Source organism: Leptospira abararensis (assembly GCF_016918735.1).
Lineage (GTDB): Bacteria > Spirochaetota > Leptospiria > Leptospirales > Leptospiraceae > Leptospira_A > Leptospira_A abararensis.
Map to the genome: position 1 here is coordinate 82,498 of NZ_JAFFPR010000054.1, position 26,528 is coordinate 109,025.

24 protein-coding genes, 1 other RNA gene and 1 pseudogene are annotated in these 26,528 nt (G+C 39.4%); 12 read left to right on the forward strand and 14 right to left on the reverse strand.

The window, feature by feature from the left end; translation table 11 throughout:
* Positions 1–5 precede the first annotated feature (5 nt).
* Entirely contained in the window at positions 6–515 is a 510-nt protein-coding gene (locus tag JWG40_RS15940; RefSeq protein ID WP_205286768.1) for a TlpA family protein disulfide reductase, read from the forward strand.
* 17 nt (positions 516–532) lie between these two features.
* Positions 533–1,306, forward strand: coding sequence for a hypothetical protein (locus JWG40_RS15945; RefSeq protein WP_205286769.1), 774 nt, complete (start codon positions 533–535; stop codon positions 1,304–1,306).
* Positions 1,307–1,317: 11 nt separating this feature from the next.
* On the opposite strand, the gene JWG40_RS15950 is transcribed toward JWG40_RS15945, so the two are convergent.
* On the reverse strand, positions 1,318–2,181 hold the full coding sequence (locus JWG40_RS15950) for a hypothetical protein (RefSeq protein WP_205286770.1): 864 nt from the start codon (positions 2,179–2,181) through the stop codon (positions 1,318–1,320).
* A 58-nt stretch (positions 2,182–2,239) separates the two neighbouring features.
* Between JWG40_RS15950 and JWG40_RS15955 the strand changes: the two genes are divergently transcribed.
* The 5 genes from JWG40_RS15955 to hemH all read left to right on the forward strand — a co-directional run bounded on the left by JWG40_RS15955 (position 2,240) and on the right by hemH (position 7,724).
* Positions 2,240–2,788 (forward strand): polyhydroxyalkanoate synthesis regulator DNA-binding domain-containing protein, encoded by a 549-nt coding sequence (locus JWG40_RS15955; protein WP_039926971.1) that lies wholly within the window; start codon positions 2,240–2,242, stop codon positions 2,786–2,788.
* A 45-nt stretch (positions 2,789–2,833) separates the two neighbouring features.
* Entirely contained in the window at positions 2,834–3,721 is an 888-nt protein-coding gene (locus JWG40_RS15960; RefSeq protein WP_205286771.1) for a HEAT repeat domain-containing protein, read from the forward strand.
* 66 nt (positions 3,722–3,787) lie between these two features.
* Positions 3,788–4,702 (forward strand): cysteine synthase A, encoded by a 915-nt coding sequence (gene cysK / locus JWG40_RS15965; RefSeq protein WP_205286772.1) that lies wholly within the window; start codon positions 3,788–3,790, stop codon positions 4,700–4,702.
* A gap of 57 nt (positions 4,703–4,759) precedes the next feature.
* Complete coding sequence (gene topA / locus JWG40_RS15970) at positions 4,760–6,649, forward strand: type I DNA topoisomerase (protein ID WP_408611538.1); 1,890 nt, start codon at positions 4,760–4,762, stop codon at positions 6,647–6,649.
* Positions 6,639–7,724 (forward strand): ferrochelatase, encoded by a 1,086-nt coding sequence (hemH, locus tag JWG40_RS15975; protein WP_205286773.1) that lies wholly within the window; start codon positions 6,639–6,641, stop codon positions 7,722–7,724. Before topA ends, hemH begins: the two co-directional genes overlap by 11 nt.
* Here the strand turns inward: hemH and JWG40_RS15980 are convergent.
* From JWG40_RS15980 to JWG40_RS16010, 7 genes are read right to left on the reverse strand one after another with little or no spacing between them, the layout of a single operon-like run.
* Complete coding sequence (locus JWG40_RS15980; RefSeq protein ID WP_205286774.1) at positions 7,698–8,909, reverse strand: protoporphyrinogen/coproporphyrinogen oxidase; 1,212 nt, start codon at positions 8,907–8,909, stop codon at positions 7,698–7,700. The genes hemH and JWG40_RS15980 overlap by 27 nt on opposite strands.
* Complete coding sequence (hemN, locus tag JWG40_RS15985) at positions 8,906–10,246, reverse strand: oxygen-independent coproporphyrinogen III oxidase (RefSeq protein WP_205286775.1); 1,341 nt, start codon at positions 10,244–10,246, stop codon at positions 8,906–8,908. Before hemN ends, JWG40_RS15980 begins: the two co-directional genes overlap by 4 nt.
* Complete coding sequence (locus JWG40_RS15990) at positions 10,243–11,286, reverse strand: uroporphyrinogen decarboxylase family protein (RefSeq protein WP_205286776.1); 1,044 nt, start codon at positions 11,284–11,286, stop codon at positions 10,243–10,245. The genes hemN and JWG40_RS15990 overlap by 4 nt, the downstream gene beginning before the upstream one ends.
* Positions 11,283–12,566: a glutamate-1-semialdehyde 2,1-aminomutase gene (gene hemL, locus JWG40_RS15995; protein ID WP_205286777.1), complete on the reverse strand. Its 1,284-nt coding sequence runs from the start codon at positions 12,564–12,566 to the stop codon at positions 11,283–11,285. The genes JWG40_RS15990 and hemL overlap by 4 nt, the downstream gene beginning before the upstream one ends.
* Positions 12,563–13,516, reverse strand: coding sequence for a porphobilinogen synthase (hemB, locus tag JWG40_RS16000; protein ID WP_205286778.1), 954 nt, complete (start codon positions 13,514–13,516; stop codon positions 12,563–12,565). Before hemB ends, hemL begins: the two co-directional genes overlap by 4 nt.
* A complete protein-coding gene (gene hemC, locus JWG40_RS16005) occupies positions 13,513–15,048 on the reverse strand; it encodes a hydroxymethylbilane synthase (protein ID WP_205286779.1) in 1,536 nt (511 codons plus the stop codon). Before hemC ends, hemB begins: the two co-directional genes overlap by 4 nt.
* The gene (locus tag JWG40_RS16010; protein WP_205286780.1) at positions 15,041–15,913 is read right to left on the reverse strand and encodes an NAD(P)-binding domain-containing protein; all 873 of its coding nucleotides are present in this window, start codon (positions 15,911–15,913) and stop codon (positions 15,041–15,043) included. The genes hemC and JWG40_RS16010 overlap by 8 nt, the downstream gene beginning before the upstream one ends.
* A 109-nt stretch (positions 15,914–16,022) precedes the next feature.
* Between JWG40_RS16010 and msrB the strand changes: the two genes are divergently transcribed.
* Entirely contained in the window at positions 16,023–16,403 is a 381-nt protein-coding gene (msrB, locus tag JWG40_RS16015; protein ID WP_205286781.1) for a peptide-methionine (R)-S-oxide reductase MsrB, read from the forward strand.
* A gap of 64 nt (positions 16,404–16,467) precedes the next feature.
* Here msrB and JWG40_RS16020 read toward each other — a convergent pair whose 3' ends face one another.
* Positions 16,468–16,896 (reverse strand): LEPBI_I1174 family sigma 54-regulated protein, encoded by a 429-nt coding sequence (locus JWG40_RS16020; RefSeq protein WP_205286782.1) that lies wholly within the window; start codon positions 16,894–16,896, stop codon positions 16,468–16,470.
* 104 nt (positions 16,897–17,000) lie between these two features.
* Here JWG40_RS16020 and rnpB point away from each other — a divergent pair.
* Positions 17,001–17,350, forward strand: an RNA gene (rnpB, locus tag JWG40_RS16025) — RNase P RNA component class A.
* Positions 17,351–18,543: 1,193 nt separating this feature from the next.
* Here rnpB and JWG40_RS20170 read toward each other — a convergent pair.
* Positions 18,544–18,891: pseudogene (locus tag JWG40_RS20170) on the reverse strand (nuclease-related domain-containing protein); the annotation flags it as partial.
* Positions 18,892–18,934: 43 nt separating this feature from the next.
* Here JWG40_RS20170 and JWG40_RS16035 point away from each other — a divergent pair.
* Positions 18,935–19,540: an LBF_1134 family protein gene (locus tag JWG40_RS16035; RefSeq protein ID WP_205286783.1), complete on the forward strand. Its 606-nt coding sequence runs from the start codon at positions 18,935–18,937 to the stop codon at positions 19,538–19,540.
* Here JWG40_RS16035 and JWG40_RS16040 read toward each other — a convergent pair.
* Both JWG40_RS16040 and cobA read right to left on the reverse strand, forming a co-directional pair.
* Complete coding sequence (locus JWG40_RS16040; protein ID WP_205286784.1) at positions 19,537–20,130, reverse strand: precorrin-2 dehydrogenase/sirohydrochlorin ferrochelatase family protein; 594 nt, start codon at positions 20,128–20,130, stop codon at positions 19,537–19,539. The genes JWG40_RS16035 and JWG40_RS16040 overlap by 4 nt on opposite strands.
* Positions 20,127–20,912, reverse strand: coding sequence for a uroporphyrinogen-III C-methyltransferase (gene cobA / locus JWG40_RS16045; RefSeq protein ID WP_205286785.1), 786 nt, complete (start codon positions 20,910–20,912; stop codon positions 20,127–20,129). The genes JWG40_RS16040 and cobA overlap by 4 nt, the downstream gene beginning before the upstream one ends.
* A 165-nt stretch (positions 20,913–21,077) precedes the next feature.
* On the opposite strand from cobA, the gene JWG40_RS16050 reads away from it, so the two are divergent.
* Together JWG40_RS16050 and JWG40_RS16055 are read left to right on the forward strand one after the other, a co-directional pair.
* Complete coding sequence (locus JWG40_RS16050; RefSeq protein WP_205286786.1) at positions 21,078–22,838, forward strand: diflavin oxidoreductase; 1,761 nt, start codon at positions 21,078–21,080, stop codon at positions 22,836–22,838.
* Positions 22,839–22,845: 7 nt separating this feature from the next.
* A complete protein-coding gene (locus JWG40_RS16055) occupies positions 22,846–24,513 on the forward strand; it encodes an NADPH-dependent assimilatory sulfite reductase hemoprotein subunit (RefSeq protein ID WP_205286787.1) in 1,668 nt (555 codons plus the stop codon).
* Here JWG40_RS16055 and JWG40_RS16060 read toward each other — a convergent pair.
* A complete protein-coding gene (locus tag JWG40_RS16060; RefSeq protein ID WP_205286788.1) occupies positions 24,510–25,418 on the reverse strand; it encodes a bile acid:sodium symporter family protein in 909 nt (302 codons plus the stop codon). The genes JWG40_RS16055 and JWG40_RS16060 overlap by 4 nt on opposite strands.
* Positions 25,419–26,486: a TauD/TfdA family dioxygenase gene (locus JWG40_RS16065; RefSeq protein ID WP_205286789.1), complete on the reverse strand. Its 1,068-nt coding sequence runs from the start codon at positions 26,484–26,486 to the stop codon at positions 25,419–25,421.
* Between the last annotated feature and the right edge of the window lie 42 nt (positions 26,487–26,528).

Here is a 26,528-nt window from a genome sequence, read left to right on the forward strand (position 1 = left end):
AGACTATGAAAATTTGGAAGCAGTTACCGTACGGATGGAAGGTGGTCTCCGCCTTTGTTTTCTTTTTTTCGACCACCCTTTGTTTTGCTTATTTTAAGGGAAGGGACACAAGGCCCGGAGTTCCTATTGAAATCCTTGCGACCACACCCACAGAAGCTAATTCCTGGAAAGGCCACCCTAAGGTGGTATACTTTTGGGCCACTTGGTGCACGATCTGTAAAGCTTATGCACCCATTCTAGAGGCAAATTTAAGGTTTTTACCAAAGTCCACCATATTCCTTTCTGTCCTCGAAGCCGAAGATTCGGAGGAGACTAAAGAAATTTTGGCAGAACTCACACCAGAAGCCAAACATCCCGTTTACGCCGCAGACTACAGAATGTTAAAGGAATGGCGAATTTCTGCATACCCCACAACGGTTTTTTTGAATGAAGAAGGAAGGGTTGTGTTTTCTGACACGGGGATTTTAAGTCCGATTGGATTTTGGCTTCGTACTTTTCTTTTGCGCTTTTTCTAATCTGTCGATGATATAACATGGATTCTTCCTTCAAACCCAAACCGCTTTTGAATAAGTCGGAACTCCGACAAATCAAACGCAGTAAAACTCGGGTCGAAGGAAAAAAGGTCATCACTGATGATGTAAAAAAACTCAAATCCCTCAAAGTCACTCCAGAACTTAGTTTCCAAGAATCCGTTGATTACTACAAAGAACCCATTTGGATTGAGTATTACATTCCTAAAGAATCACGATTTGCTTTTGAAACCAAATATCTTTTTATCCTGCTAGTGGATCCAAAAATCACGGAGGATCCCTGCGATGCAGAAAGAAAACGGGCAGCGGCCAATCGTGAAATCGTGGATGTGTTTGCTTATATGGAATCGCACCCGGAATCCATTCGTCTCATTGAAGACTCGTATCACTCCACAATCTCCATGCATGAAACAGTACACCATATCTTCAAAGCTTATAAAGAAACAGGTGCCACTGAAGATCTAAAAACTGCCTGTTATTTGACAGAAGCACTCTTAAAATATGAACCGACGATTGCAGGTCTTACTTACTTTCGAGACTACGTAATTTATAATTTAAATTTTTTCATTCGCACTTTGAATCGTTTGAAGATAGAATTTGCTTTGGAAGATGCCACGGTATCACTTCTTATCAAACGCAGAAATGAACTTTGGGAATTAGAAAATCGAGAAGAAGATGAAGACTTTGATTTGTTAGCAGCCCTCTTTTTTGAGCAAGCCTTCCCAAATCGCGGAGCAGGCGAACTTTCGAGCGATGATATGTTACTCTTTGAGTAACCTTATAGTTTTTATAAAAACCAGTGAAAGAGATCTAATAGATTTTGAATTTGCGGGTGGGCTAGTTTTTTCTTAAAGACGGTGTTTTCCGTCAATTGCATCGTTATGGGAATTTGTTTTTCTTGGAAGGTAAAACTAAGTTTTGAAACCGACCTAGAAGTTTCTTTCCAAGTTTCCTGTTCTTTTGATTCCTCGGACATGGGGAAACTATGAAGTAAAACATTCCAAAAATCTGACTGGGAAACAAGGACTTCCGAGATGGTCGTGATTCCTGTTTTTAAATCTCTATAGAGATGTTCTTTCATAAAGTCCTTGATTCCAATGGATAAAAACTGCTTTTCCCTTTTGAGTTTGGAGAGGTCTGGGATTACCGTTTTTGGATCCAGTACATCCCAATCTAAAATGAGAAAATGGCAAGGTCCTGTTTGGATTCGTTTGAGAAGAAAATCCAGACTTCCTTCTGTAAAAACTGTTTGACCCATGGATTTTAAAAATACTGACAGGTGTTTGTCTAGGATTTGGTTTTTTGTATATACCACCCAAGTCAATTTTGACATAGGTAAGGTTTTATATGGCAAAGTGTGAATTTCTGAATATGATTTTTCCCATAATAGGGAAGCGCCCAAGTTTTTATAAATTTCTTTTTCTTCGTTTGTGAAACTACCACATAATATCGGTTCGATGCTCCAATCTAATAACTCTTGTACTATTTCAGATGTTGGTTTGGAAAATAGTCGAATGGAATTTGGATGGTCTTTCCAAGTTTTCTGCGTACATTCTTTTACGACGAGCCCTTGTACTTGTAACCATGTTACAATCAGGTTTTTTTCTGCGTCGGGAAGTTGTGTCAAAACAGCACCGAATAGAGAGTCCATTACGATTGTATTTTAGTTGACCCCCTAGGCTTGAAAGTCATTTTAAAAAGCATCTCCGATGAAGCTCCTTAAGCGATACGCAAACCGCAGACTCTATGATCCAGAAACTAGTTCCACCATCACATTGGAAGATGTGGCCAAGATGATCATCGGGGGAGAAGAAATCAAAGTCCAAGACAATATGACAGGAGAAGACATCACTCCTAAAATTTTGGGTCAAACCTTTCTCAAAGTCAGCTTAGGACAACGAAACGAAGATTTTTCAAATTTTATGTTAACTTCTCTGATTAGAGAAACGGGCCGGGATGTTTCTGGACTATTCGAACGATTGATCCTGGGAGGCATCGGTGCCAACTATCTAACCTCAGAACGGTTAGAAAAAATTGTGACATCCATGGTAGAACTGGGGGAATTGAAGGAAGCAGATTTTAGTCACTACCGAGAAGACTTACTCAGAAAAATGGCTTCCCGGGCCAGTGAAAAAAAGGAACAAATCCAAAGGGATTTGGAAAAATTCAGTCAGTCCATTTTGGAAGAAGATAAGGCTACCCTGGGTGATCTTTCCGAAAAATTAAAAGAAGTCGCAGAAAAATTAAAAGAAAATTAAAAGAAATCGGTTAGAATGACCGTCCCAAAACAGAGGTGGTTTAGAATGATTCGAAAGTTTGTTTGGTTTTTATATATTCTCATTGTACCTGTAGCAATTTTTGCTGAGAGTGAGGAACGGTTTTTTGAGATCCAACGCACAAGACTGTCCTCATCTAATATCTCAGAAATTCGTGATGCTATCGACAAACTAACCTTCGTTAAATCAAATCAGGGAATCCGTGACATCATCTCCGCTATGGAAGGATCTCCCCATTTTCCGACAAGTCCCGGAAATGCACCGGCTGTGAAATTTTATGCAGCACAGGCTTTGGGAATCAAGGGAGACAAACTTGCCGTTCCTTATTTAATCAAAACCTACCAAAAAGAATCTGTAAAAATTTCCGAACACAATCCACCAAAACCAAGGACTTTGAAAGACGGAGTTGCCGATAGTACTTCGCTTTCTAGTCCTTACTTTTACGAAGAGGGTGAGATCCCCATCGCTTTAGCTTGTGGTGAAATCTTACGGACTTTAGGTTCTCTACCGAAAACAGCGGAATCGGAGTCCACCATCAAGTCGGCTCTTGTTAGTCCCAATTTTTATCTTCGCAGTTCTGCTGCCGATGCACTTTACCTTTCCGGAAAAAAAGAGGTCCTCGCTAGTTTATCTGATTCACTCAGTAAAGAAACAGTTCCTTATGCAAAAATTTCCATTCTATCGGCTCTTGCGGGATTGGAACGATTGCCAAACCAAAATTACAAAGCCATTTTAGAATCATTAACAGATAAAGATCCGCAAGTTCGGGCAAAAGCTTCGGAGGCACTGCGAAGATTGGACTTCCGAATCTCGGCACCTTACTTAGAAAAGGTGATCGAATCTGAAAATGACTCTAAAGTCCTGAAACAAATGAAATCCGATTACCAGTTCTTAATTTCCATTCATACGCCTTAAGTTTTCCTAATTTTCATTGTGGACAAATCCGCTTTTTCTCTTAAAATGTGACAGAGCGGAGAAATTATGAAAATAAACAGCATTCTAGAAGCCATCGGAAATACACCTCACGTTAGATTGTCGCGACTTTTTGGAACCGACCATGAAGTCTATATGAAACTCGAAAGACAAAATCCTGGTGGATCTATCAAAGATCGGATTGCTCTTGCAATGATTGAAGAAGCAGAGAAGTCAGGAAAATTAAAAAAAGATTCTTTTATCGTAGAACCTACTTCTGGCAATACGGGAATTGGCCTGGCTATGGTAGCAGCTGTTAAAGGGTATGCCATCACTCTTGTTATGCCAGAACATATGTCTGTGGAACGAAGAAGAATTATGGCAGCTTATGGTGCTAAGTTTGAACTTACTCCCAGAGAAAAAGGAATGCCTGGAGCCATTGCTAAAGCGCAAGAGATTGTTGCCGCAAATCCCAATGCATGGATGCCTCAACAGTTTGAAAACGAAGCGAACATTGCTGTCCATAGAGAAAAAACGGCAGAAGAAATTGCAAAAGATTTCCCTGATGGTTTAGACTATATCATCACCGGAGTGGGTACGGGTGGTCATATCACTGGATGTGCAGAAAACCTGAAAAAAAGATTTCCTAAACTCAAAGTATTTGCTGTAGAACCAGAAGGTTCTCCTGTTCTTAGCGGTGGAAAGCCGGGACCCCATCCTCTCCAAGGAATTGGTGCAGGTTTCATTCCTAAAAACTGTAAAACAGAACTTTTAGATGGAATCATTACTGTCGGTAAAGACGAAGCCTTCACTATGGCCGTCCTTGCTGCGAAAAAAGAGGGAATCTTTATTGGAACTTCTTCTGGTGCAAGTCTTGCTGCCGTTTCCAAAAAACTAAAAGAAATTCCAGCAGGTTCTAAGGTTCTTACCTTCTGTTATGACACAGGAGAGAGATACCTTTCTGTGGAAGGTTTGTTCGTTTAGTAGGATTTTAAAATCACCAAACTCCTAATAGTCGAATCACCGACAAAAGCAACAACAATCGCATCCTATTTAGATAAGGACTGGGTTGTTGTTGCGACCAAAGGTCATATCAAAGACCTACCACCCAAATCTTATGGGGTAGATTTTAAAAATCAATTCGAACCTGAATACGAATGGCTAAAAGGAAAAAAAACAGTTTTTTCTGCCATCAAAACCAAAGCCAAATTAGCCTCCATCATTTACATTGCCAGTGACCCCGATCGTGAAGGGGAAATCATCGCCAAACATTGTTATGATGAATTGCTAAGATTAAAAAAACCAATCTTTCGGCTTCGTTTGAAAGAAATTTCTAAAGAGGAAGTAAACCGCCAGATCCAATTAAAGTCTGGACTAGATTTAGCAGAAATTGAATCACAAATTGCAAGACGAGTAGTGGATCGTATTTTTGGTTTTGAAGTTTCTCCTGATTTGTGGAAACAATTAAAGATTTCTTCTTTATCTGCGGGTCGAGTGCAATCTACCGTCTTACATTGGATTTGTGAAAGGGAAATCGAAATTCAAAATTTCTCAAAAGAAATCTATTACCAATTAAAATTGAAGGGCTTTGTATACAACGAACCCGTAGTTTTAGACCACCAAACTAAAGATAGGTTGGATTCTAAATCTATACAAAATCTCCTTTCGGAAATAGAAATCCTACCCCAACCAACCAGGTTAAAAGAAATAACCTTATCCCAAATTAAAAAGAAAAATATCAAAAGAAATCCGTCGCCAGCCTTTTCTACTGCAAGTTTGCAAGAAACAAGCTTTCGTGTTTTGGGTTTTGATTCCAAAAAAACAATGAAATTGGCGCAAATGCTCTTTGAAGGGAAGCGGATTGGTTCTGGCGAGAGGATTGGGCTCATTACCTATATGCGAACCGACAGTACCCGTGTATCGGAGTCAAAACGTAAGTTAGGTGAAAAATATTTAAATCAACATTTCCCTGGTTTAGTTTCTGCAGGTAGTTTTATCCCCAAAAAACAAAAAAAATATTCTCAAGATGCGCACGAAGCTGTCATTCCCACAAATCCCAATTTTAGTCCTGATTCGATCGCCTCTTATTTGTCACCTGATGAAAGAAAACTCTATCAGCTCATTTGGGAGCGTTTTTTAGTTTCTTTGATGAAGCCGGAGTTAGGGGAAGAAACGGTTTTTGAATTTCAAAAAGACAAACATGTTTTTGTTTATAAGAATGAATTCATTACAGACCCAGGTTTTAAAGCTTTTACAGACAAAGAAAAGAAAAAGCCGCAAAAACGCTTGGATTGGAAATTGGGAGATCGTTTTATTTATGAGTCCTATTCGGTAGAAGAAAAACAAACAGAACCTCCTGTTCGTTACACACAAGGAAAACTTGTCCAGAAAATGGAAGATACGGGAGTGGGTAGGCCTTCTACTTATGGAAGTATCATCGAAACTTTAAAAACTCGGAAGTACATCGTCGAATATCATAAGTCCCTTGGGCCATCGGCTCTGGGAATGAAAGTGAATGAATATCTTTTTCTTAACTTTCACGATATGATTGGTGAGTCCTTTACGAAAGATTTGGAAGAAAAGTTAGACCAAGTCACAGACAAAAAAGAATCACGCGTCACTCTCATCCAAAATTTTTATGAAGGGTTGATGCGGATCTTAAAAAGTCCTAGAAAAAAATTACACCAGGCTTCCTACAACTCTCATTCAAAAGAAATTGAAAAAGTCCCTGAAGAATCTTCTCTAAAGAAAAGTATTTCTAATAAAAAAGAAAAAGAACCTTTTGTTTCATCCCCTCTTAGTCTAAAAGGTTCAAACCTTTGTCCTGTGTGTAAAGTGGGTGTAGTTAAAACCAAACTAGGAAAAAAAGGAAAAACCATTTATTTTTGTTCCCGTTACCCGCACTGTGACTACATTACCTATGAACCATAAACAAAAGAAAACTCTCATCCTTGTCAATTTAGGTGGGCCAAGAACCACAGAGGAAATTGAAGTTTTTTTAACGGATTTGTTTACTGACCCTTTTGTTTTTGATTTGCCTCTACCTGAATTTTTGCGTCTCCCTCTTGCCCGTTTTATCGCTAAGAAAAGAACTCCCAAGGTAAAAAAAGTCTATGAGTCTATGGGATTTGGTGGTGGTTCTCCTCTAGTTTCGGAAACAGAAAAACAAGCCAAAACACTAGAAAAGTTATTAAATCAAAAAACAGATATCGATTGGACAGTGAAAGTGGCGATGACCTGTGGTTTCCCTCATATCAGAGATCCAGAATTTGAAAAACCAAATGCAAACACCATCTATCTACCGTTATACCCTCAGTATTCTAGGTCTACAGTACTTTCCACACTGAATCATTTAGAAAAAAAGTTCAAGGAATGCCCTGTGGGAAGTGGTGGATATGTCCCTAGTTTTGCCTCCGATCCTAAGTTTCACCAAATCACCGCTAGGTTTATTTCTGAATTCTTTGGTGGATTTTTGAAGCCAAAAGATTTTTTACATTTTCCCGAAAGAAAATTTGATGGGGATTGGAAGAATTTGGATTTGGTATTTTCGGCACATGGTGTTCCGATGCGCCTCATCCACAAGGGTGATCAGTATATGCAAGAAATTGAATCTTCTGTAAAAGGAATTACGGAGCAACTTCGTTTGATTGGATTTCGCGGAAAAACACATATATCTTACCAGAGTAAAGTGGGTCCGGCAAAGTGGACAGAGCCAAGTTCTTTGCAGATGATCGAGTCCCTTGCCAAAGAGGGAAAACAAATCGCTGTTTATCCCATTAGTTTTGTGAGTGATCATTTAGAAACATTAGAAGAAATCGGAGAGCAGTTTAAGGATCTTGCGTTAGAATCTGGTGCAAAATCATTTACTCGAATTCCCGCCTTTGGCACTTATCTGCCGTTTCTTGATTATTTGGTAGAGAGAGTTCTTAATGCAGATACAGCCATCCGCCATTGTACCTGTAAGGAAATGGGTGGTGAGTCACTCCCTACTTGTCGATTCAAATAGAGACCGAAGTCCGATTCCTTTTCGGTAGTTTCCCAAAAATCGAATGTCAATGCCTTCGGCCATCCACTTCGATTCCAAAACATCCAACCGTTTGTTGAATAAAAATAATTTCCGATCGTAAGCCGGAAAAGCTCCCTTCCAGGAAGTTACATACACTGCCTTCGGAGTATCTGTTTTTTTTGTAATTAGTTTTCTATCTTTTTCGAGAATGGATTCCCAAGAAATTGTTTCATCCGTTTTTGCCAGATTTGGATAGATCCAAGTTTCAGAATGGAGACCTTTGTTGGCTCGGTCTGGAAAAATATCCGAATTGGATAAAACACCAAGAGCATGGATTCCTTCGTTTTTCCCAAAAAGAATTCCAAAACATGGTTTCTTTGTTAGGTGGTTATTTCCGAATCTTGTGATTGTTGTGATGGAAAGTAAATTAGGGAATTCTTCTTTTTCGATTCGATTGCCGAGGAGTGGGATTAGATTTTTTAAGGACAAAGAAAGTCTGATTTTCCCTTTCCATTGTAAGATGTCTTCCAAACTTTCCAATGGAAATTGGGTTTTGATTTGTATTTTTGGTTTTAAATACGCAACCAAATGAGTTACTAAATCCTCCATTCCGTTTGGAAAAGAAACAGTCCCGTATGTTTTTGCTTTGTTCTTTTTCACTTCCTTTAGGATCGTACTTTTTCCCGAACCGTCCCATTTAGAAAAAATAGATTCTGCTTGGAGTGAGTCGAGTCTAGTTCCATACACTCCACCTATGGCTGGTTCTATAATATTTTTTGTGACGGAGATTCCAAACATTTGGTTTGCCCAAGTTTCGAAGTTTTGTTCTTCATAAAATTTTAACTTTTTAAAACAAACCGTGTAGAGTAGTCTTAACCCAGTAAAAATAGAAATGGGCAGTCTTGAAAGTTTTCTGTTGATCCAAAAATACCTTCTTTTGGAAGCTTGGTTAGGATAAAGTGGGGTAAGCCCGATATCATCTAACATAGATTTCATTGCATCTGTGAGTAAAACTCCATTGGCTGCAAGTTCCACTAAGCCTTCTTCTACAACCTTTGTTCCAATCAATCCACCTAATCGATCGGAGCTTTCATAAAGTGTTACCTTGTCTCCTCGTTTTGTGTGGTGATAGGCGAGAAATAATCCAGTAATTCCTCCTCCTATGATATGAACCTCTTCCCTCATATAGCTTTTGAAAAAACAGGTTTTGTTGGTTGGCTCAGTTGTAATTTTTCATCAAAGGCCATGGCTACGATTCTTAAGAATGGTTTTCCACGCTCAGATACAGTGAGTGTATCTCCTTTCCACTGGACCAGATTGTCCGATTCCATTTCTTGTAAGAAGTTAAATACATGAGGCTTCATGTCAGAGGGAACATAAACTTTCCAAGAAGTCATCAAATCTAAAATCAATTGTTTACGAATCTGATCAGACTTTGTGAGTTTGTGTCCACGGAGGATGGGAATGATTCCGTCGAGTATGGACTTACGATATTTCATTTCTAATTTTTGGTTTTGGAAAAAAAGATCGGGTGTTTCTGAAATGGAAGAAGAACCAAGCCCCAACATAACATCTGTTTTGGATTCACTATAACCCATAAAATTTCTATGAAGTTTGTTTGTATCGAAGGCCTTCCATAGTTTGTCATGCGGAAGGGCAAAATGATCCATTCCAATTTCCCTATAACCTTCTTTTTCCAATAAAGATCTGCCTAATTCGTATAAGTCTCGTTTTACAGTCGCTTCTGGAAGATCTTTTTCGGTGAATAATCTTTGGGATGCTTTGATCCAAGGTACATGGGCATAAGAATAAAAAGCAATTCGATCTGGTTTTAGTTCCAACGTTCTTTCGATTGTAAATTTCATGGAGTCCAAAGTTTGTTTGGGAAGTCCATAAATCAGATCAAAATTGATGGAATCAAATCCCAAGGCCCTTGCTTCTAAGGTAATGTTTTCTGTGAGTTCAAAGGGTTGGATGCGGTTGACGAGTCTTTGTACTTCTGGATCAAAATCTTGAACTCCAAGACTAATCCTTCGAAATCCCAGTTTTTGTAAGAGTTTTAGTTGAGAGATTCTAGTCCTTCTTGGATCAACTTCAATGGAATACTGCGGGTCTTCTGCGGGGTTTAGTTTGTTTAGAATAAACTCAATGGTTGACTGAAGGTGATAATCTGATAAATAAGTGGGACTTCCTCCACCTAAATGAAGTTCGTTTAGCTTTTTCCCATTGAAGCTCGTTACTTTCTCTGAATATAATTGTAATTCTTTTTTGATAGCTGCCACATAGGGTTCTTCCACTGTATGGTTTTTTGTGATAGAAGTATTACATCCACAAAAAGTACAAAGTGTTTCACAAAAAGGTATATGTAGGTACAGTGCGAGCTTGGATTCTTTCGGTGTTAGGTGTGTTTCCAGTGATTGGATACATTCTTCCAGTGTAGGAGAATCGGTCCAATAAGGAACAGTAGGGTAACTTGTATACCTAGGTGCGGGTGTATCATATTTTTCAAGTAGGTGTTTCATTTCCCAAATACCTTTCTTGTTTCATCAATGAGTAGGTGGATGGAACTTTCTGGTGTGAATTGAAGAACACCATGTCCAAGGCCAGCCACCCATCCTTTTCTTTCTTCTGGACCCATATCTTTAATTGGTAAAAGATATTCTCTTATTTTTTCTTTGAGAATGGATGTTTCCGCAAATAAGAGTTCTTGGTCAAAGTTTCCTTGGATAAAACCTTTTCCACCAAAGTCTTTTAGTGTCTGTTGAATCGAAAATCGATGATCCACACCGAATCCGGCTAAATTTGGAATGTCCTGGATTTGTCTGACTTGTTCTTCTGTTGAATTTTTAGCATAATAACCAATTTGTTTTGGATAAAGTTGGGCAAATTCTGTAATTGGGTCTGTCACATAACGTTGGAAGTTGTATGGGTCTAACATTCCAGCGGCAGTGTCAAAAATCATGACCACTTCTGCACCACCTTGCAATTGTAATTCGATATTTTCTTTAAGGAGAGGGACAAGTAGTGAATAAAATTGATCTACAAAGTTTTGGTTGGTTTTGATAAAAGATAAGTTACCGTCGTGTTTCCCTATACTTGCATAAGTCATTAGGGTAAAGGGGCCACCCACAAATCCGATTAAGGAAACATCTTTTGGTAAAACTTCTCTTGTTCGCAAGACTGCATCTTTTTGAAACTTAAGTCCTTCGATGGCTTCCTCAGGCGATTTTAATTTTAACAAATCATTTTCTGAAGTAAGAGAAAAGGAAAGTTTTGGACCTGGATCATAGGTTAAACCCATACCCAAAGCTTCCAAAGGAAATAAAAGGTCGGAGAATAAGATACTCACATCAAAACCAAATTCCCGGACAGGTCCAAGAGCCACCTCTGCCGCAAGTTCTGGTTGTTTGCACAACTCCATAAAACTATGAGTTTCTTTTAGTTTACGGTAATGAGAGTGATACCGTCCAGCTTGGCGCATAAACCAAATAGGAGGAAGGTCTTGCGGAACTAAATTTAAGGCATTGGCAAATCTTTCGTTTCTAAATTGTGTTGTGATCATTTTACTTCCTGTAACGCCTTCTTGGTCTTATCTAATGTGGCTTCTATAATTTCGTCGCTATGGGCCGTGGATAAAAATCCAACCTCATACCCGCTAGGTGCTAAATACACTCCGTGATTTAGAAGTTTATGGAAGAATGTAGCAAATCTTGTTTTATGATCATGGGGAATGTTTGCGATAGTTCGAATGGGATCTTTTGTTTTTCCTTTGAGCCAAAAGAGGCTTCCGTAAGTGACGGCTTCCCAATTGGAATCACCGAATTCGGCTAAAAGTTTTAAAATGCCAGCAGTGAGTTTTTTTGTTTTAGATTCCAGCTCTGGATATGGATTTTCGTTCCATGCTTTGGTTAAAGTTTTTAGGCCGGCGCGCATACCGATAGGATTTGCGGACAGGGTTCCTGCTTGGTAAACCGGGCCACTGGGTGCTACTAAATCCATAAGTTCTTTTTTGCCGGCATAAGCACCGACAGGAAAACCACCGCCGATGATTTTTCCGTAACACACTAAGTCAGGAACAATTCCTGTAAGACCTGCCATTCCTTGGAAGGAAACTCTAAAACCGGAAATCACTTCGTCAAACAAAAGTAATACGCCGAATTTTGTTGTGAGTTCTCTGCATTTTTTTAGAAATTCGATTCTTTGAGGTAGGAGTCCGTAATTTGCTGGAATTGGTTCGATGATAAGGCAAGCAATTTCCTTTCCTTGTGTTTGAAATAATTCCTCTAAAGCCGTTTCATCGTCTAACGGTAATACAAGGGTATGTTGTATTATTTCTGGACCAATCCCTTTACTATCACTTGAGCTAAGACCTGCAAGACCAGAACCTGCTTTAACGAGCAGTTGGTCCAAGTGGCCATGGTAACAACCATCAAACTTTAAAATTTTACTCCTGCCAGTCGCCGCTCTTGCTACACGAAGAGCGCTCATTACTGCTTCTGTTCCTGAGTTGACAAACCGGATTTTTTCTGCCCAAGGAATGCGGCTTGTGATAAACTCGGCAAGCTCTAAGGAATACGGCTCACAAGCTCCAAAGGACCAGGCCTTTTTTACTGTATCTTCGACTACTTCCTGGATTTCTGGATGTCTATGACCAAAGAGGAGAGGTCCGAAACTTAAACAATAATCGATATAATCTTTTCCTTCGATTGACTTTAAGTAGGCGCCGTTCGCCTCACTAAAGAAAACGGGAGTTCCACCTACCGATGCAAAGGAACGAACAGGACTGTGCACCCCACCAGGAACCACTTGTTTAGAACGAAGAAATAGTTCTTCTGAATTCATGAATACAACCTTTGTGCTATCCTTGCACCATAAGTAATTAAATAGGAAGAACCAGCCCTTCTGAATACATCCCAGGTTTCTTTTAATCCTTCCTCAAAATTCAAAAAACCTTCCTTGGCTAAATACACAAGACTTGCATACTCGCCACTCACCTGGTAAGCACCGGTAGGAAGTCCTGTTTTTTCTTTGATGGGACCAATGAGATCAATGGCAGTCATTCCTGGTTTAACCATAAGTAAGTCAGCACCTTCCTCTTTATCACGAATGGAAGTGTGAATGGCGGTATCACGATCTCTTACATCCAGTTGGTATCCACTTCTATCTCCAAATTGTGGGGAAGAATCTGCGGCACCACGGAATGGTCCATAAAAATTACTTTTGAACTTTGTCGAATAACTCATGATAGGAACCATCGAATGATTGTTCGCATCCAAAATTTTTCTATGAGACCCGACGCGGCCATCCATCATATCACTTGGTGCAATTCCGTCAGCACCTGCATCTGCATAAATGAGGGCAAGGTCAGACAGACGTTTGAGCGTTAGTTCTAGATCAATGGTTCCTGATTTGTGGAAGTGACAACAGTGACCTGTCGTTGTCACAGAACAGATACAAGTATCAAGCCATAGAAACATGTTTGGGAATTCTTTTTTGATCGCACTGATATTGGTGTGGTAAAAGTTTTTTGGAAAACCTGTATCCGATTTGTCTTTCGGAACCATAAACAATAAAAACTGAGAAACACCGGCTTTTAAGTCAGATTCAATTTGTTGGAAAATGGATTGATTAGTATCACGGAAAACTCCAGGTAAACCTTTGATTGGTTCCTTTTCGTCGATACCTTCTGCTAGGAAAAGTGGTTGGATCATCTTGTTTACGTTAAGCGATCCTGTTTCTCCTAAGTTTCTTAAATATTGATTGGAACGAAGTCGAAGTGTTTGTTTTTTCATGGTTTTATATACCTTTCTACCCAAGAATCAAAAGATAATGATACAAAAACTCTTTTCCCTGTGGCCTTTTCACCTATCGTCTGTTTAATTTTTTTAAATGTGGATCCTGGGCCAACAAAATGGATGACATCTAACAATTCTGGAAATCGTTTGGTGACAATGTCAAATTCAGAACCACTACGCCAGTAAGCAGCCTTGATTTTGGAGGTATCAAAAGGAACTGGAATTTCCGGTGCAGATACAAAGTAGGTTGGAACTACTGGATAAATACTATTATGTTTGTCAGAATCTACATGAGTGAGTTTTATGAAATTTGGTTTTCTTCCCAGAAGTAAGTCAATCATGGGAGGTTCACTTTCGCCTAATCCATCACAAGTTCCATTCACCCAAAATCCCCTAAGGGCTAAATCTTTCCATGTTGAAAGTCCGGCTGACCAAAGGATTTGATTGGTTGGGTTTACGGACAAATCTAGGGGAAAAGCATAACCCCGAGATACAAATACATCTACATCTTTGGGAATGGAGTAAGTAAGTCTCTCTCTTTGTCTTGCGGCCATTTTTGCATTGGGTGGCCAAACTTCTTTGCGATCAAAAGTTAGGTTTGGAGTATCAGATAATTCTTTTGTAAATAAGGTTTTTCCATCTTCGGTTTCCCCTCTAACAAAAGTTATTTTTCCATAATCTCTAGTTAATACTGAAACTCCAATTTTTTGATGGCAACCACCACCATACTTGGATAATATTTTTCTTTCCTCATTTGCAGTCAGTTCTGCATTTACATCAGAGATTTCTCTTAGTAGCGATTCTAGATGTTTGTCTTCTTTTCTAATTTCTGCACAGAGTGCACCTTGGGCCGGTGCACTGGGAAAGATGGAGGAAGGCATTACCATAAACAAAGAAAGGTTTATAGTTTCTCTGATCAGTTGTTTCACTTCCCTTAATTCAGGGATCAGGTTTTCTTCGTCTTCAAAACTTAAAATTCGATCTAATGCAGCTTTTGCTACTAAGATTCCACCATTTTCATGTTCCAAATATTTCTTGAGTCTAGTTTGGATATTCCCTCTGACTGACTCAATTTTTACCTGGAAGGAATTGATGGGAGTTGGGAAGTAGGATTTTACAAAATCACGAATGTGATGTTCTCTTCTTGGAGAGGAAGTAAGGATTGTAATTTCGGTTGGTGCCGAAATCCATTTATTTCTTTTAAATAATAAAACATCACGAACATCTTCTCTTGGTAAGATAGGAACAAGGATTGTCTCTTTACGATCTCTGAGATCCATATCCTTCCAAGAATGGATGACAATATCTATTTTATGATTGAGTAGGTCTTCTTGCAGATCTTTGGTAAAAATTCCTTGGCCAGCAAACTGCCAAAGCGGAGTTTTCAGATCTTTGTCACCCGCAGATTCTCGAAATACCGTTTGGAATTCTTTGGTTTGGTTTTTTTGTTGGAGGGCTTTGATAACAGAAAAAATTTGAATTCGAGAAAGAAGAGAGGATCTTCCTCCGACTTTGATGATATCAGACAAGTAAATCTTCCCATCCATTCATTATATGTATTTGTTCCTCCTCTCGTTCCCGAGTGAGTTCCGTAAGAAAGAATTGTAAGTCCATTTTTACTGATTGGATTTGTTCATCTGTATCTTGTAGATCACTTAGAATTTTTGAAAGGGGAATATAGTTTTTATAATTGGATTCATTCAATGCAGTTTCACGGAAATCTAAAATTAATGATGAATTTTTGATCATCAAATCCCAGTTAAACGGTAGAAAACTAGAGGCAATTACGATGGCTTCCACACCTGGTTTGTAGTCTTCCCAATGGTGAGTCGTGATAGAATATTCTTTCTGTAATTCGGCCATTTTTGTTTGGTTTCGACCGATGAGGCGAACTTCCTTTTCTTTGGAAACAAGATAAGGAAGGATGGAATTGGCAAGTTTGCCTGTTCCAAGTAGAGTTACTGACTTATGTTTTTGTAGATAAGAATCAGCCACGCTGCCATAAGTTTGTCTACCAATTCCAGTTAAGTATTTGGAGCGAATTTGTTTTGTATGTTCTAAAATTTGATCGCGTAGTCGTAATAGAGAGAGTGCAAATGTAGATTCAGTTGCTCTTTCTTCTCGGAATCGATCTCGAAACTGAGCTTGGATTTCTGATTCTCCAAAGAGTTTGGATCTAAGTCCTGAAACCACTTCTAAGAGAAAGCGGTATGCCTCAAATCCGTGAAAAACTTCATAACCTTTGTAAAAACGTTCGGATTCCGTAATCGGAAACAATCGTCGGTCCCCAAATGCTATGGATCTTTGGCATGTTTGCCAAACCTCTAGACCTGCTTCGTCTAAAGAGTTATTAGTGGGATCATTTGAATGTAATAGAATCAGGTTTGACCACATAAATTTATTCTATCAAATACAGAGTTCCAACTGTCACAAGATTGTCAGTCTCTAAAAAAATAAAATATGATATTGAAACTAAGTCTCAATTAATGAGGAATGGATGATTATGAGCGAAGAAAAATGGAAAGAAAAACTCACTCCCTTACAATACCAAGTAACACGTGAAAAGGGCACCGAACGACCGTTTAGTGGTGAATACTACGAACATAAAGAGAAAGGAACCTACCTTTGTGTTTGTTGTGGAGAAGCATTATTTTCTTCTCATGCTAAGTATGACTCAGGAAGCGGTTGGCCGAGTTATTACGAACCGGTTCGAAAAGAAGCTGTGGCAACAGATACTGACCAGAGCCATGGGATGGTAAGGACGGAAATCCACTGCCAGAATTGTGGGGCACATCTCGGCCACGTATTTCCTGACGGGCCTAAACCAACGGGGTTACGGTATTGTGTGAATTCAGCTTCTCTTAAGTTTCAGAGAGAAGTTTAAAAAAAGATCCGGAATCGGGTTTTGCCGGTTCCATCTGATCTGGTCTGAGGGAAAAAGGTTCGGGTTACTCTTTTAGCCAGGATACCTCGATACAACCCTCTGGCTTTCGGCTATCGGGAACTACGGCACCCAAATTGACTCCGATGCGAAGGGCAATCCGTTTGGCAAGGTGGGAATACTGATTTGCCTCACACCGGTTTCCCAGCCGAGATTCTAATTTAGAAATTTGTAAAAGAAGGCCCGCATTCCCCTCGGATTCTTTCATTCCGATGGCATGTTTGAGTTGGATGGCTTTTTTTAAATCTTCTCTGGCGGAAATCAGTTCGTTGGTTTCCATTTTCTGGATGGCTCTTTCTTCGAGGCTCGCAATCACAGTAGGAATGCGAGACAATCGAGTGGTTTTCAGGATGTCTTCGGCAGATTCATCCAGGACGGGATTTGCATGCAAACCAAAGGATATGATGAAAAGTATAGCAGTTTGGTATTTGATCATACAATCGGAGCCTCACTGACTCCCTAGGGATACTGAATGCATATTTTGTGCCAATTAGAAGAAATACTCATAGACGATATTGTATCTAACTTTCCAATGAAACTGACTCTGGCCGAGCGATCGCCTTTTTCTCTCCTTCTGGAGAGAAAGGGGAGGAAAGTCCGGACACTAGGGGACAATCGGACCGAGTAACACTTGGGCTTTCGGATTCCAGAAATGGGGCCTGAGGGACGGAAAGTGCAACAGAAAGGATACCGCCTACTTCGGTAGGTAAGGGTGAAATGGTGGGGTAAGAGCCCACCGCTCTATTTGTAAAAATAGAGGCTTGGTAAACCCTCCGATGTGCAATCTCAAGTAAACAACCGTTATGAGCTTGTCCCGCCAGGTTGTGGGTAGAGAGCATTAGATAAATGATCGCATAGAACAGAATCCGGCTTATGGGCCAGAGTCACCTTTTTTTAAAATGGTTTGGATCACTTCTTCTTCGTTAGGTGGATAGAATACACAAACCAAACTTCTGATTTTTAGAATTGTTTCCGCTAAAAGAGTTCTGGTTTCCATTTTGTCCCAGCTCTCAAATCCAATAAGGACACCACAGGTTTCTTCCATACCAACAAATTCTTGGCATGAATAATTTCTCATAGAGTTTTCATCTAAAAATTGTTTTAATCCAGTTTTTGCTATTGATTCATCTGATGGATAGATAACCACAATTTCATCGTTTTCCACTTCCAAAACTTTTTTTGCATATCCAAAACACCATCGAATTTGATCCGTTAGGTCTTCATCTGCTTTTATGAATTGGATGTCGGAAAGGTTACTCTGTATAGGGGATTCTGAAAAATCATTGAGTAGAGTATTGGCAAAATTAACTATTTCGGGAGAGTTTCTTATATTGCGGTTAATATCCCAAACATGAATGGGAAGTGAATTCCAATAGTTTAACATTGGTGACTCTAGGTATTTGAATCGCCTAGAAATAAAGAGGATCCAATTTTTATTTTCCCAAAAGTATTTAGATAGATATAGAAAAATTTCTTTTTCAGGAGTTTGATCTAAAACTTCTTCAATCCCGTCTGAAATGAGAAGATCAAAATTGTTATGATTGATTTCTGTAATTTTGTTAATGAGTTCAATGTTTTCTTTTTCTGGAATGTTTATTAGCTCCTCTTTCCAAATTTCGTAAAGTGCTTTGGCTCCTTGCCACAACAATACTTTTTTACCAATACGAGCATTTCTTAATGCTAACTCTCCAGCAAGGATCGATTTTCCTGAGCCTGTACTTCCAAACACAAGATTGTGTGCGTAGTTGTTGATTCCGTCCACCAATTCAAATTGTTCTTTTGTAAAAAATAACAAATTCTCTTCTTCTTTTTCTTTTTGTGAACGAAAGGTCTGGAAAAAGTTGAGATTTTTTTTGATAATCTCATGGGCTTTGACAAGTACTGACTCTGGCAGAGGTTCTCTGTTGTAACGAAAGAGAATCGATTCCAGAATTGAATTTAAATCGATACCATCTTCTACTTCTTTCCCACCAAACACATACAAATGTCTGTCATTTGGTAAGTGAAATTCTTTTCTTTCATTTTTTAAAAAGAAGATAGCACTATCATAATAATCGATAGGAAACAAATCCACTAGTTGGTTGTGGTTTTTAAAAAACTCCCGGACTAGATCCCTTTGGGTGACCACCTGTTCGATGGGACTTGTGTAAGCCTTACCTTGGACAGATTTCCAATCTCTCTCTCGCACATTATAAAATTCCCATTCCCCTTTTTTTTGCCTCCACTTCCCATTTTTTAATTCGATGGTGATGACCCCGTATAGTGAGACCACAAGGAAGTCGATTTCTCGCATAGGGACATCTGGAGTGATGAGGGTGATTGAATAATAGATATTACAAGGAATGCGGATTTCCTTGGAAAAACGGCTGTAAAAATGGGACTCGAGCGAAACATCTTTCGCTTTTCCGTGAAACTGTTTTGGATAGATCATTTTTTAGTTCTGCAAACTGACCACCGGTGTTTCCATTGGTGATATGAAACTGATACCACCAACCTTAATTTTCTGCCTATTGTTTTGTGCCTGTGCCGGTGGGAATATTAAAATAAAGATTCGGCCTGACCTCTCTGGTGATCTCGTTTTATATCAGAAAAAAATTACAAAAAAAACTTCAGGGGTTTTCTTCGGTTCCGGCCTAAAACCTGTCGGCGAACTGGAGATCAGTATCAAAGAGAGGGCTTATCAATTTTCCAATTATACCCATATACTACCTCCCGGATTTCGGTTCATTGAATTTACAGAAGACCAAACAAAAGAAATCCAATTGGTTGTGGATACAAGTAAGTCCTCTCCACTTTTGAAAGCTTTGGAAATCAACCGAGAGGAAATTGATTCTATTTTAAAAGAGGCGAAACTTAGAGATGATTTACTTCGCTTTAATACTCTTGTGGAATTCATTCAGTTTGAAGTCCAGTTTCCCTTTCCCATTAAAAAAGTAAAATTTGCAGACCCAAGGACTCCGGGTGAGTGGACGGCAAGGTTAGACAGTAACGAAAAGATGATTGTGAATATTCCCTTACATTCCGTTTGGGCTAGTGAACACCAACTAACAACAATTCAGATATATCCAGATTCGAATTAAGGTTTGTGAAAGTATTTAGAATTTAAATTTTGAACTATTTCTTTTAAAACCTTTCTTCTTTCCGCATTTTCGGGAAGGATTTCTTTTAAGTTCCTTCGCATAAGAAAAAGTGTTTCCATAAGTTCGTGGTCTTCTTCGGGAAGAATTTCTTCAAAGAGTTTACGTAAAGTAGAAGACACTCCTGCAAATTTCCCATCGGTTGAAATTGCAAATTGAACAGGACCAATGGATACCGATGAGGAGGAGTAAAAATCGCAATTTTTGGGATCGTCCACGGAGTTTACCCAAATCCCTTTTTCTTTGGCAGTTTTTCGAAAATTTCGATTGGTATCGGGATCACTTGTTGCTAAAAAAATAATATCACGATGGTTTAAATCTTCTTCTAGAACCGCACGTTGTTCTACTGTGATGTTTTGGTATTTGTTTAAAAAGGATTTTACTTCTTCGCTGAAATCAATCGAGATCACATGGAGTTTGGCTCCAGTAAATTCAAGACCGACCAATTTTTCTAAACAAGCATTCCCACCACCAACGATCAAAATATTTTTGTTTTCTAAGTTTAAAAAAATGGGATATTTTTTGAAATTCATTCTGCAAATAAACTTGTGATTGTAGATTTTTGAATTTTAACTTTTTTATCAAGCAAGGGACGAATTGCTTCTCCCACGTACAGGATTCCAGGTCCGGATGATTGTTTTTGAATACCATCTAACAGAGTATCTGCGAGAGTGGATGCGGAATAAGTTGGATTTAAACTTCCTACATTTTCCGCAAGCACAATGGGAGTGGTTCCTTTGATTCCTTTTTGGATTAGTCGTTCTGCAAGTTCCCTTGTTTTTTTACTACCCATAAGAATGACAATGGTTCCTAAAAAATTTTCCATTCCGATCCAACTCCGTTCATCTTCCAAGATGGTATGTCCATCGAGGATAATGATTTGTCTGGAGATCCCACGAACGGTGAGAGAGAGGCCTAAGTCAGCGACACCCGTGGTTACAGAACTCACACCGGGTATGACTTCGAAAGAAATCCCTGCTTCTTCCAGGCTTTGGGTTTCTTCGGCAAGCCTCCCAAAAATGGAAGCATCTCCCCCTTTTAAGCGCACCACGCGTTTTCCTTGGGAGGCAAATTCGACTAATAAAGAATTAATCTCTTTTTGGGTGCGGGAGTGTTCGTCTGCCCTTTTTCCCACATAAAGGATCTGGGCATACTCTGGAAATAGGTCTAAAAATTCGGGGTCAAGCAGGGCATCGTAGAGAATGACATCGGCGGATTCGATTCGATTTCGGCCACGGAGGGTCAAAAGGTCGATAGGGCCTGGGCCACCACTCACAAAACTGACAAATCCATGTTCTGTCTTATTGGAGGACATATCTGTTATACCTTGCGATATTGTTATAAATAGTCAAGTGAATGGCTAATTATTTCTACAAAATCTCCATTTTTTTGGTTTACTCGGGGTGTATCTCTGGGGAAAGATTCAATTTATCAGACTTTTTGGATGTTTTACTGGAATCCAAATCAAAAATAGGTTTTTATGCTATCCGATGAGAAACGCAATCGATTTTTACAATTACTGAAGGAATCCACAAAAGACGAATGGGTATGGATGTCTGGATACTTGGCTGCCATTACCCAAGCAAGCATTGCGGGGAGCAGTGTCGATGTTTCTTTAACCCCTCCAGTAAGCATTGATTCGGGAACGGAAGGAAATTTAAAAACCCAACCCATCCAATGCAGCGTTGTGTATGGAACAGAAACCGGAAATTCCAAAAAACTCGGAACAGAGCTTGTTAAAAAATTAAAAGAACTAGGTGTATCGGCAAAACTCAAAAGTACAGATACATACAAAGCCAAGGACCTAAAAGAAGAAGAGTATTTATTCGTCATTGTATCCACTCATGGAGACGGGGAACCACCGCAGGCAGCCAAACCATTCATCCAAATTTTGGTAGACTCAAAAGAATCCTTATCAAAAGTTAAATTCGCCGTACTAGGATTAGGTGATACGAGTTATCCATTATTTTGCCAAACCGGTGAAGATGTAGATTCGATGCTTTCCAAATTAGGTGCAGAAAGAATCCAACCTCTTGGAAAATGTGACGTTGATTTTGATCTTGTTGCTAAACCTTGGATGAGTGAACTTATTTCCAAACTAAATACTCACTCAAAAACTGCCACTTCACAAACTTCTAAACCAACACAAGCTCCTGCTGCGAAACCTGCGTCTGGAGGAAAGGTGGTTTATGAAGGTTCCGTGGTTACCAATATTGTTTTAAATGATGTAGGGGCTAGTAAATCCACAAGACATATCGAAATCAAAACAACTGTTCCCATCGATTACCAACCAGGAGACAGTGCAGGTTTTCTTGCTTACAATCGTGATGAAGAAGTGAATCGTATTCTATCTTTATTAAAAACTGATCGTGAGACTCGTGTTACCTATAAAGGGGAAACATGGATGGCTTATGATTTGTTCCGAAAAAAAGTATCAGTTCGTTTTTTACCTGATCGAGTCATTCAGAAATATGCAGGACTTGTGGGAAAAGAAATCCCTTCTGGAAAAACAGACTTAGATGTACTTCTCACCCTACATACTTCGGAAAATAAACTAGAACTACAATCATTAGTAGATATTTTAGAACCGATTGTACCTCGATATTATTCTATCGCTTCCAGTCCATCTGCCCATGGTGAAGATGAAGTCCACCTAACAGTTGCTGAAGTAGAAATCGAAACCTTTACTGGCCTTAAATCTGGTTTTTGTTCTGGATTTTTAGCGGAATTAAAGGAAGGGGATGTGGTTCCTTTCTTTATCCAAAGAAACAATTCCTTCCGATTGCCAAGTCCCGATACAGATATCATTATGATTGGACCAGGAACAGGAATTGCTCCTTTTCGAAGTTTTTTATTTGAAAGAGAACAAAATTCTGGGAATGGAAGGAACTGGTTATTTTTTGGAGAACGAAACTTTGTCTCCGATTTTTATTACCAAACAGAACTTTTGGAATTAATGGATACGGGCGTATTGCATAAGTTAAATGCCGCCTTCTCTAGAGATACAAAACAAAAAGTGTATGTGCAAGATCGTATGGGTGAAAATGCAGCAGAACTTTTGAAGTGGATCGAAAACGGAGCAGTGATTTATCTTTGCGGCTCCAAAGATCCTATGAGTAAAGACGTCGACCGCAAACTCATTGAAATTTTAACAGAGAGAACGTTTGATACAGAAAAAGATGCTTCCGATTATCTAAAAGAATTGGAAGAAATGGGTCGCTACATTAAGGACGTTTACTGAGGTAATCATGGCAGAACAAAAAAAAGAAACATTAGCAGAAAAAGTAAAACGCCTCAGTCGAGGTCTTAGAGGATCACTTGTTGACAGTTTGAAAGACGAACATACTGGATCTTTACGTTCTGATGACCAACTATTACTGAAGTTTCATGGGATGTACCAACAAGATGATAGGGATCGCAGAGAGGAACGTGCCGCCAAAAAATTAGAACGTTTGTATTCCTTTATGATCCGTTTACGAATTCCTGGGGGAATGATTGGTCCGGTTCATTGGGAAGCCTTACACAATGTTGCAGGTGAAAATTCAACTGGCACTATCAAAATCACAACACGGCAAACTGTCCAACTCCATGGGATTTTAAAATCGAAAATCAAACCTACCATCAAAGCCTTTGATTCCGTATTTTTAGATTCGATTGCGGCTTGTGGGGATGTGAATCGTAACGTAACTTGTACTTCCAATCCTGCCACAAGTCCCTTACACAAAGAAGTTTTTGGATACGCAGGAGAAATCAGTCGTTCTCTTTTACCAAAAACCAGAGCCTATTATGAGATATGGCTGGATGAAAATCTTTTAGCAGAAAAAGAAGAACCGGAAGACCCTTTGTATAAGGATGTATACCTTCCTCGTAAGTTTAAAATCGCAATTGCCATCCCACCTTACAATGATGTGGATCTTTTTACCAATGATATTGGGCTTATTGCCATCATTGAAAATGGACAACTGCTTGGATTCAATGTAGCAGTTGGTGGGGGTCTTGGAACCACTCATGGAAATGCGGATACCTACCCAAGAGTCGGAACTGTATTTGGTTATATTCCTAAAAAAGACATCTTAAAAGTTGTCTATGAAATTGTAACAGTCCAAAGAGATTTTGGAAATCGCGAAGACAGAAAACTTTCTCGTTTAAAATACACCTTGGATCGGTTAGGTGTTGAGTTTTACAAACGAGAAGTGGAAAAACGTGTTGGGATTAGTTTTGAACCAGCAAAAGAATATCAATTCACACAAAGATCGGATGATTTTGGTTGGAAACAAGATGTGGCAGGAAACTGGCATTATACATTGTTTGTGGAGAATGGTCGTGTATGTGACGAACATGGATATAACCTAAAAACGGCACTACTCGAAGTTTCTAAAACAAGAAGGGCTACATTCCGTTTTACTTGTAACCAAAACCTAATTCTCTCTGATATTTTTCCAAAAGATAAGGATCTCATAGAGTCCATTCTTGTGAAGTTTGGGGTTCATCGCAAAACTCAGGAAATTTCACCCATTCGCAAAAATTCCATTGCTTGTGTGGCACTTAGCACTTGTTCCTTGGCACTTGCCGAAGGACAAAGATACCTTCCTAGCCTTATCGATAAAATTGAACCCATCCTTGGAAAACATGGACTATCTGAGGAACCAGTATCGATTCGAATGACCGGTTGTCCGAATGGATGTGCAAGGCCTTATATCTCAGAGATTGGTCTTGTGGGAACGTCTTACGGTAAATATAACCTACACTTAGGTGCAGATGCCGAAGGATACCGACTCAATAAAAAGTATAAAGATGATTTGGATGAGTCGGCAATCTTACTTGAGTTAGATGGACTCTTTGGCAGGTTTTCGAAAGAAAGAAATTCCAAAGAATCCTTTGGAGACTATATCAATCGAATTGGAATCTTAAATTAAGATTCCAACTCCTTCGGAGAAGTTTTGTTCCAATAACTAGCAATCGCGGCACCGGCAATCAGGTGCCAAATTCCCCACCAAGCACATATCATTGCCATTCCTCCCAAACCATCAAAAAAATTAAAAACAATGGCAAGTCCAAGACTTGAGTTTTGAATTCCTGTTTCTATCGCCACAGTCTTTCTATCTCCGAGAGGCAATCGGAAAAGTTTCGCAAAGTAATACCCGAGAGAAAGCCCCGCTAAGTTCATAAGGAATACAAGTCCAAAGAGAAGGTGGATGTATTCTTTAAAGAATTTCCAGTTGGTGGCAAGAGCTCCCACGATAAAGAAAGCGAGTAGTAAAATGGAAATCCTTTGCACCCCACGTTTAACTGTGTGGGTAATTTTGGGGAATAGTTTTTGAAATAGAATTCCCAGTATCAATGGAATGAGTAACAGTAAAGTGACAGAAACCAAAATCTCATATGGGCTAACGGAGATCGACTTTAGATATTCCCGAGTGACTGGCAGTAAATTCCCCCAAAAGAAAAATCCAAGTGGTGTTAGGATAAATGCAAATGCAGAAGAGAATGTAGTAAGACTCACCGATAGCGCTAAATTTCCTTTTGCCAAATGGGTGAAAAAATTGGACATATTCCCACCAGGACAAGAGGCTACAAGCACCATCCCCAGGGCAAGGCCTGGATGGGGATTGATTACCCAAATGATGAGGAGAGTGGCAACTGGTAACAAGATGTATTGGCTAAACAGACCAACAAACGCTGGTTTGGGATAACGCAAAAGGTGACGGAAATCCTGCAACTTTAGTTCCAAGGCAATTCCAAACATAATAAAACCAATAAGAGCATTGATTAAATAGACTGAGTCTTTGTTAAAGTTAAGGCGAACTGCATTGATATCCATTTATTCAGACCAACCTACAAGGATTCTGCGGGGTCCAGTGAAGGGCAACCTTCCATGAGAAACCGAAAAATTATCAATGATAAGAACATCTCCTGTTTGCCATGGAATCGCGACTAGATGTTTCCAAAATAAGTTTGAAATTGATTTCATTTCCTTTGTTGTGATCTCCTCTCCATTTCCATAGGTGACATGAACGTCATGTGATTCTTGACCTGAAATTCGTTTGATGAGAGTGAGCAGTGTGAGTAACAATGCAACACCAAGAGAACGAAATGTTTTTTGTCGTTTGAAAATTTTCCAAACTTCACTCACTGCTGCTTGGTAATGAAAGGTTTGGGAATGGTTGTGCCAGGCGATCGTTTTTGCTTCTGGATGGATACGAAACCCTGATTGTTCGTTAGTGATGGTTAAGGAATCCACTCCAGACCAATCCAATTGAAATCTATTTTCTTCAGAGATTTTATTTACTTCCGTAAGATTGGTCGTACCAAACATTTCATCCCAACGTTTGGTTTTCCATAACGAGAAACGCGCCGTTGTGGACGGGCCATCGTATCTCCTTCTGTAACGAATCCCAAGTTTTTGAATTTTATCTTTGATCTTTGGATCGATCTCTTTATAAATTTCACGAAGATCGGTGAGGGGTGTTTCGCCTCCAAATTCCGAAGCCTTTTCTGCATAAAAGAATAAAAGTTTCGGGGGATTGTCGAGAAAACTCATCTCGGCATGTTGCATGATTGGATAGTGGGGAGGGAGTTCACTTGCAGTAAACACGTGTTTCACGACCTGATCTCGGGGAGAGGTTCCTAAATAAAATTCTCCCAGTTTTTCATCAGTTGCAAAGAGGATGGATTGGAAGTCCGTTGCCTCGTGGACAGGAAAACCACGTAGTAGTATGGCGCCGTAAGTCCTTAGGTCCTCTCTCCATTCCTTCTGGTTTTTTTTGACCCAGTTGGTGAGATCGAGTAATTCTTTTTCCTCTGTGGGCTCATAAACAAGGGGAAGTTTGGTCTCCCCGAGGAAAGATTTTCTGATCCATTTTGTGGCAGTCGAGGTCGTTTGGCTCATATAATTGCCAGTTTAACGAACCGGGTAGATTTAAATCAAGAT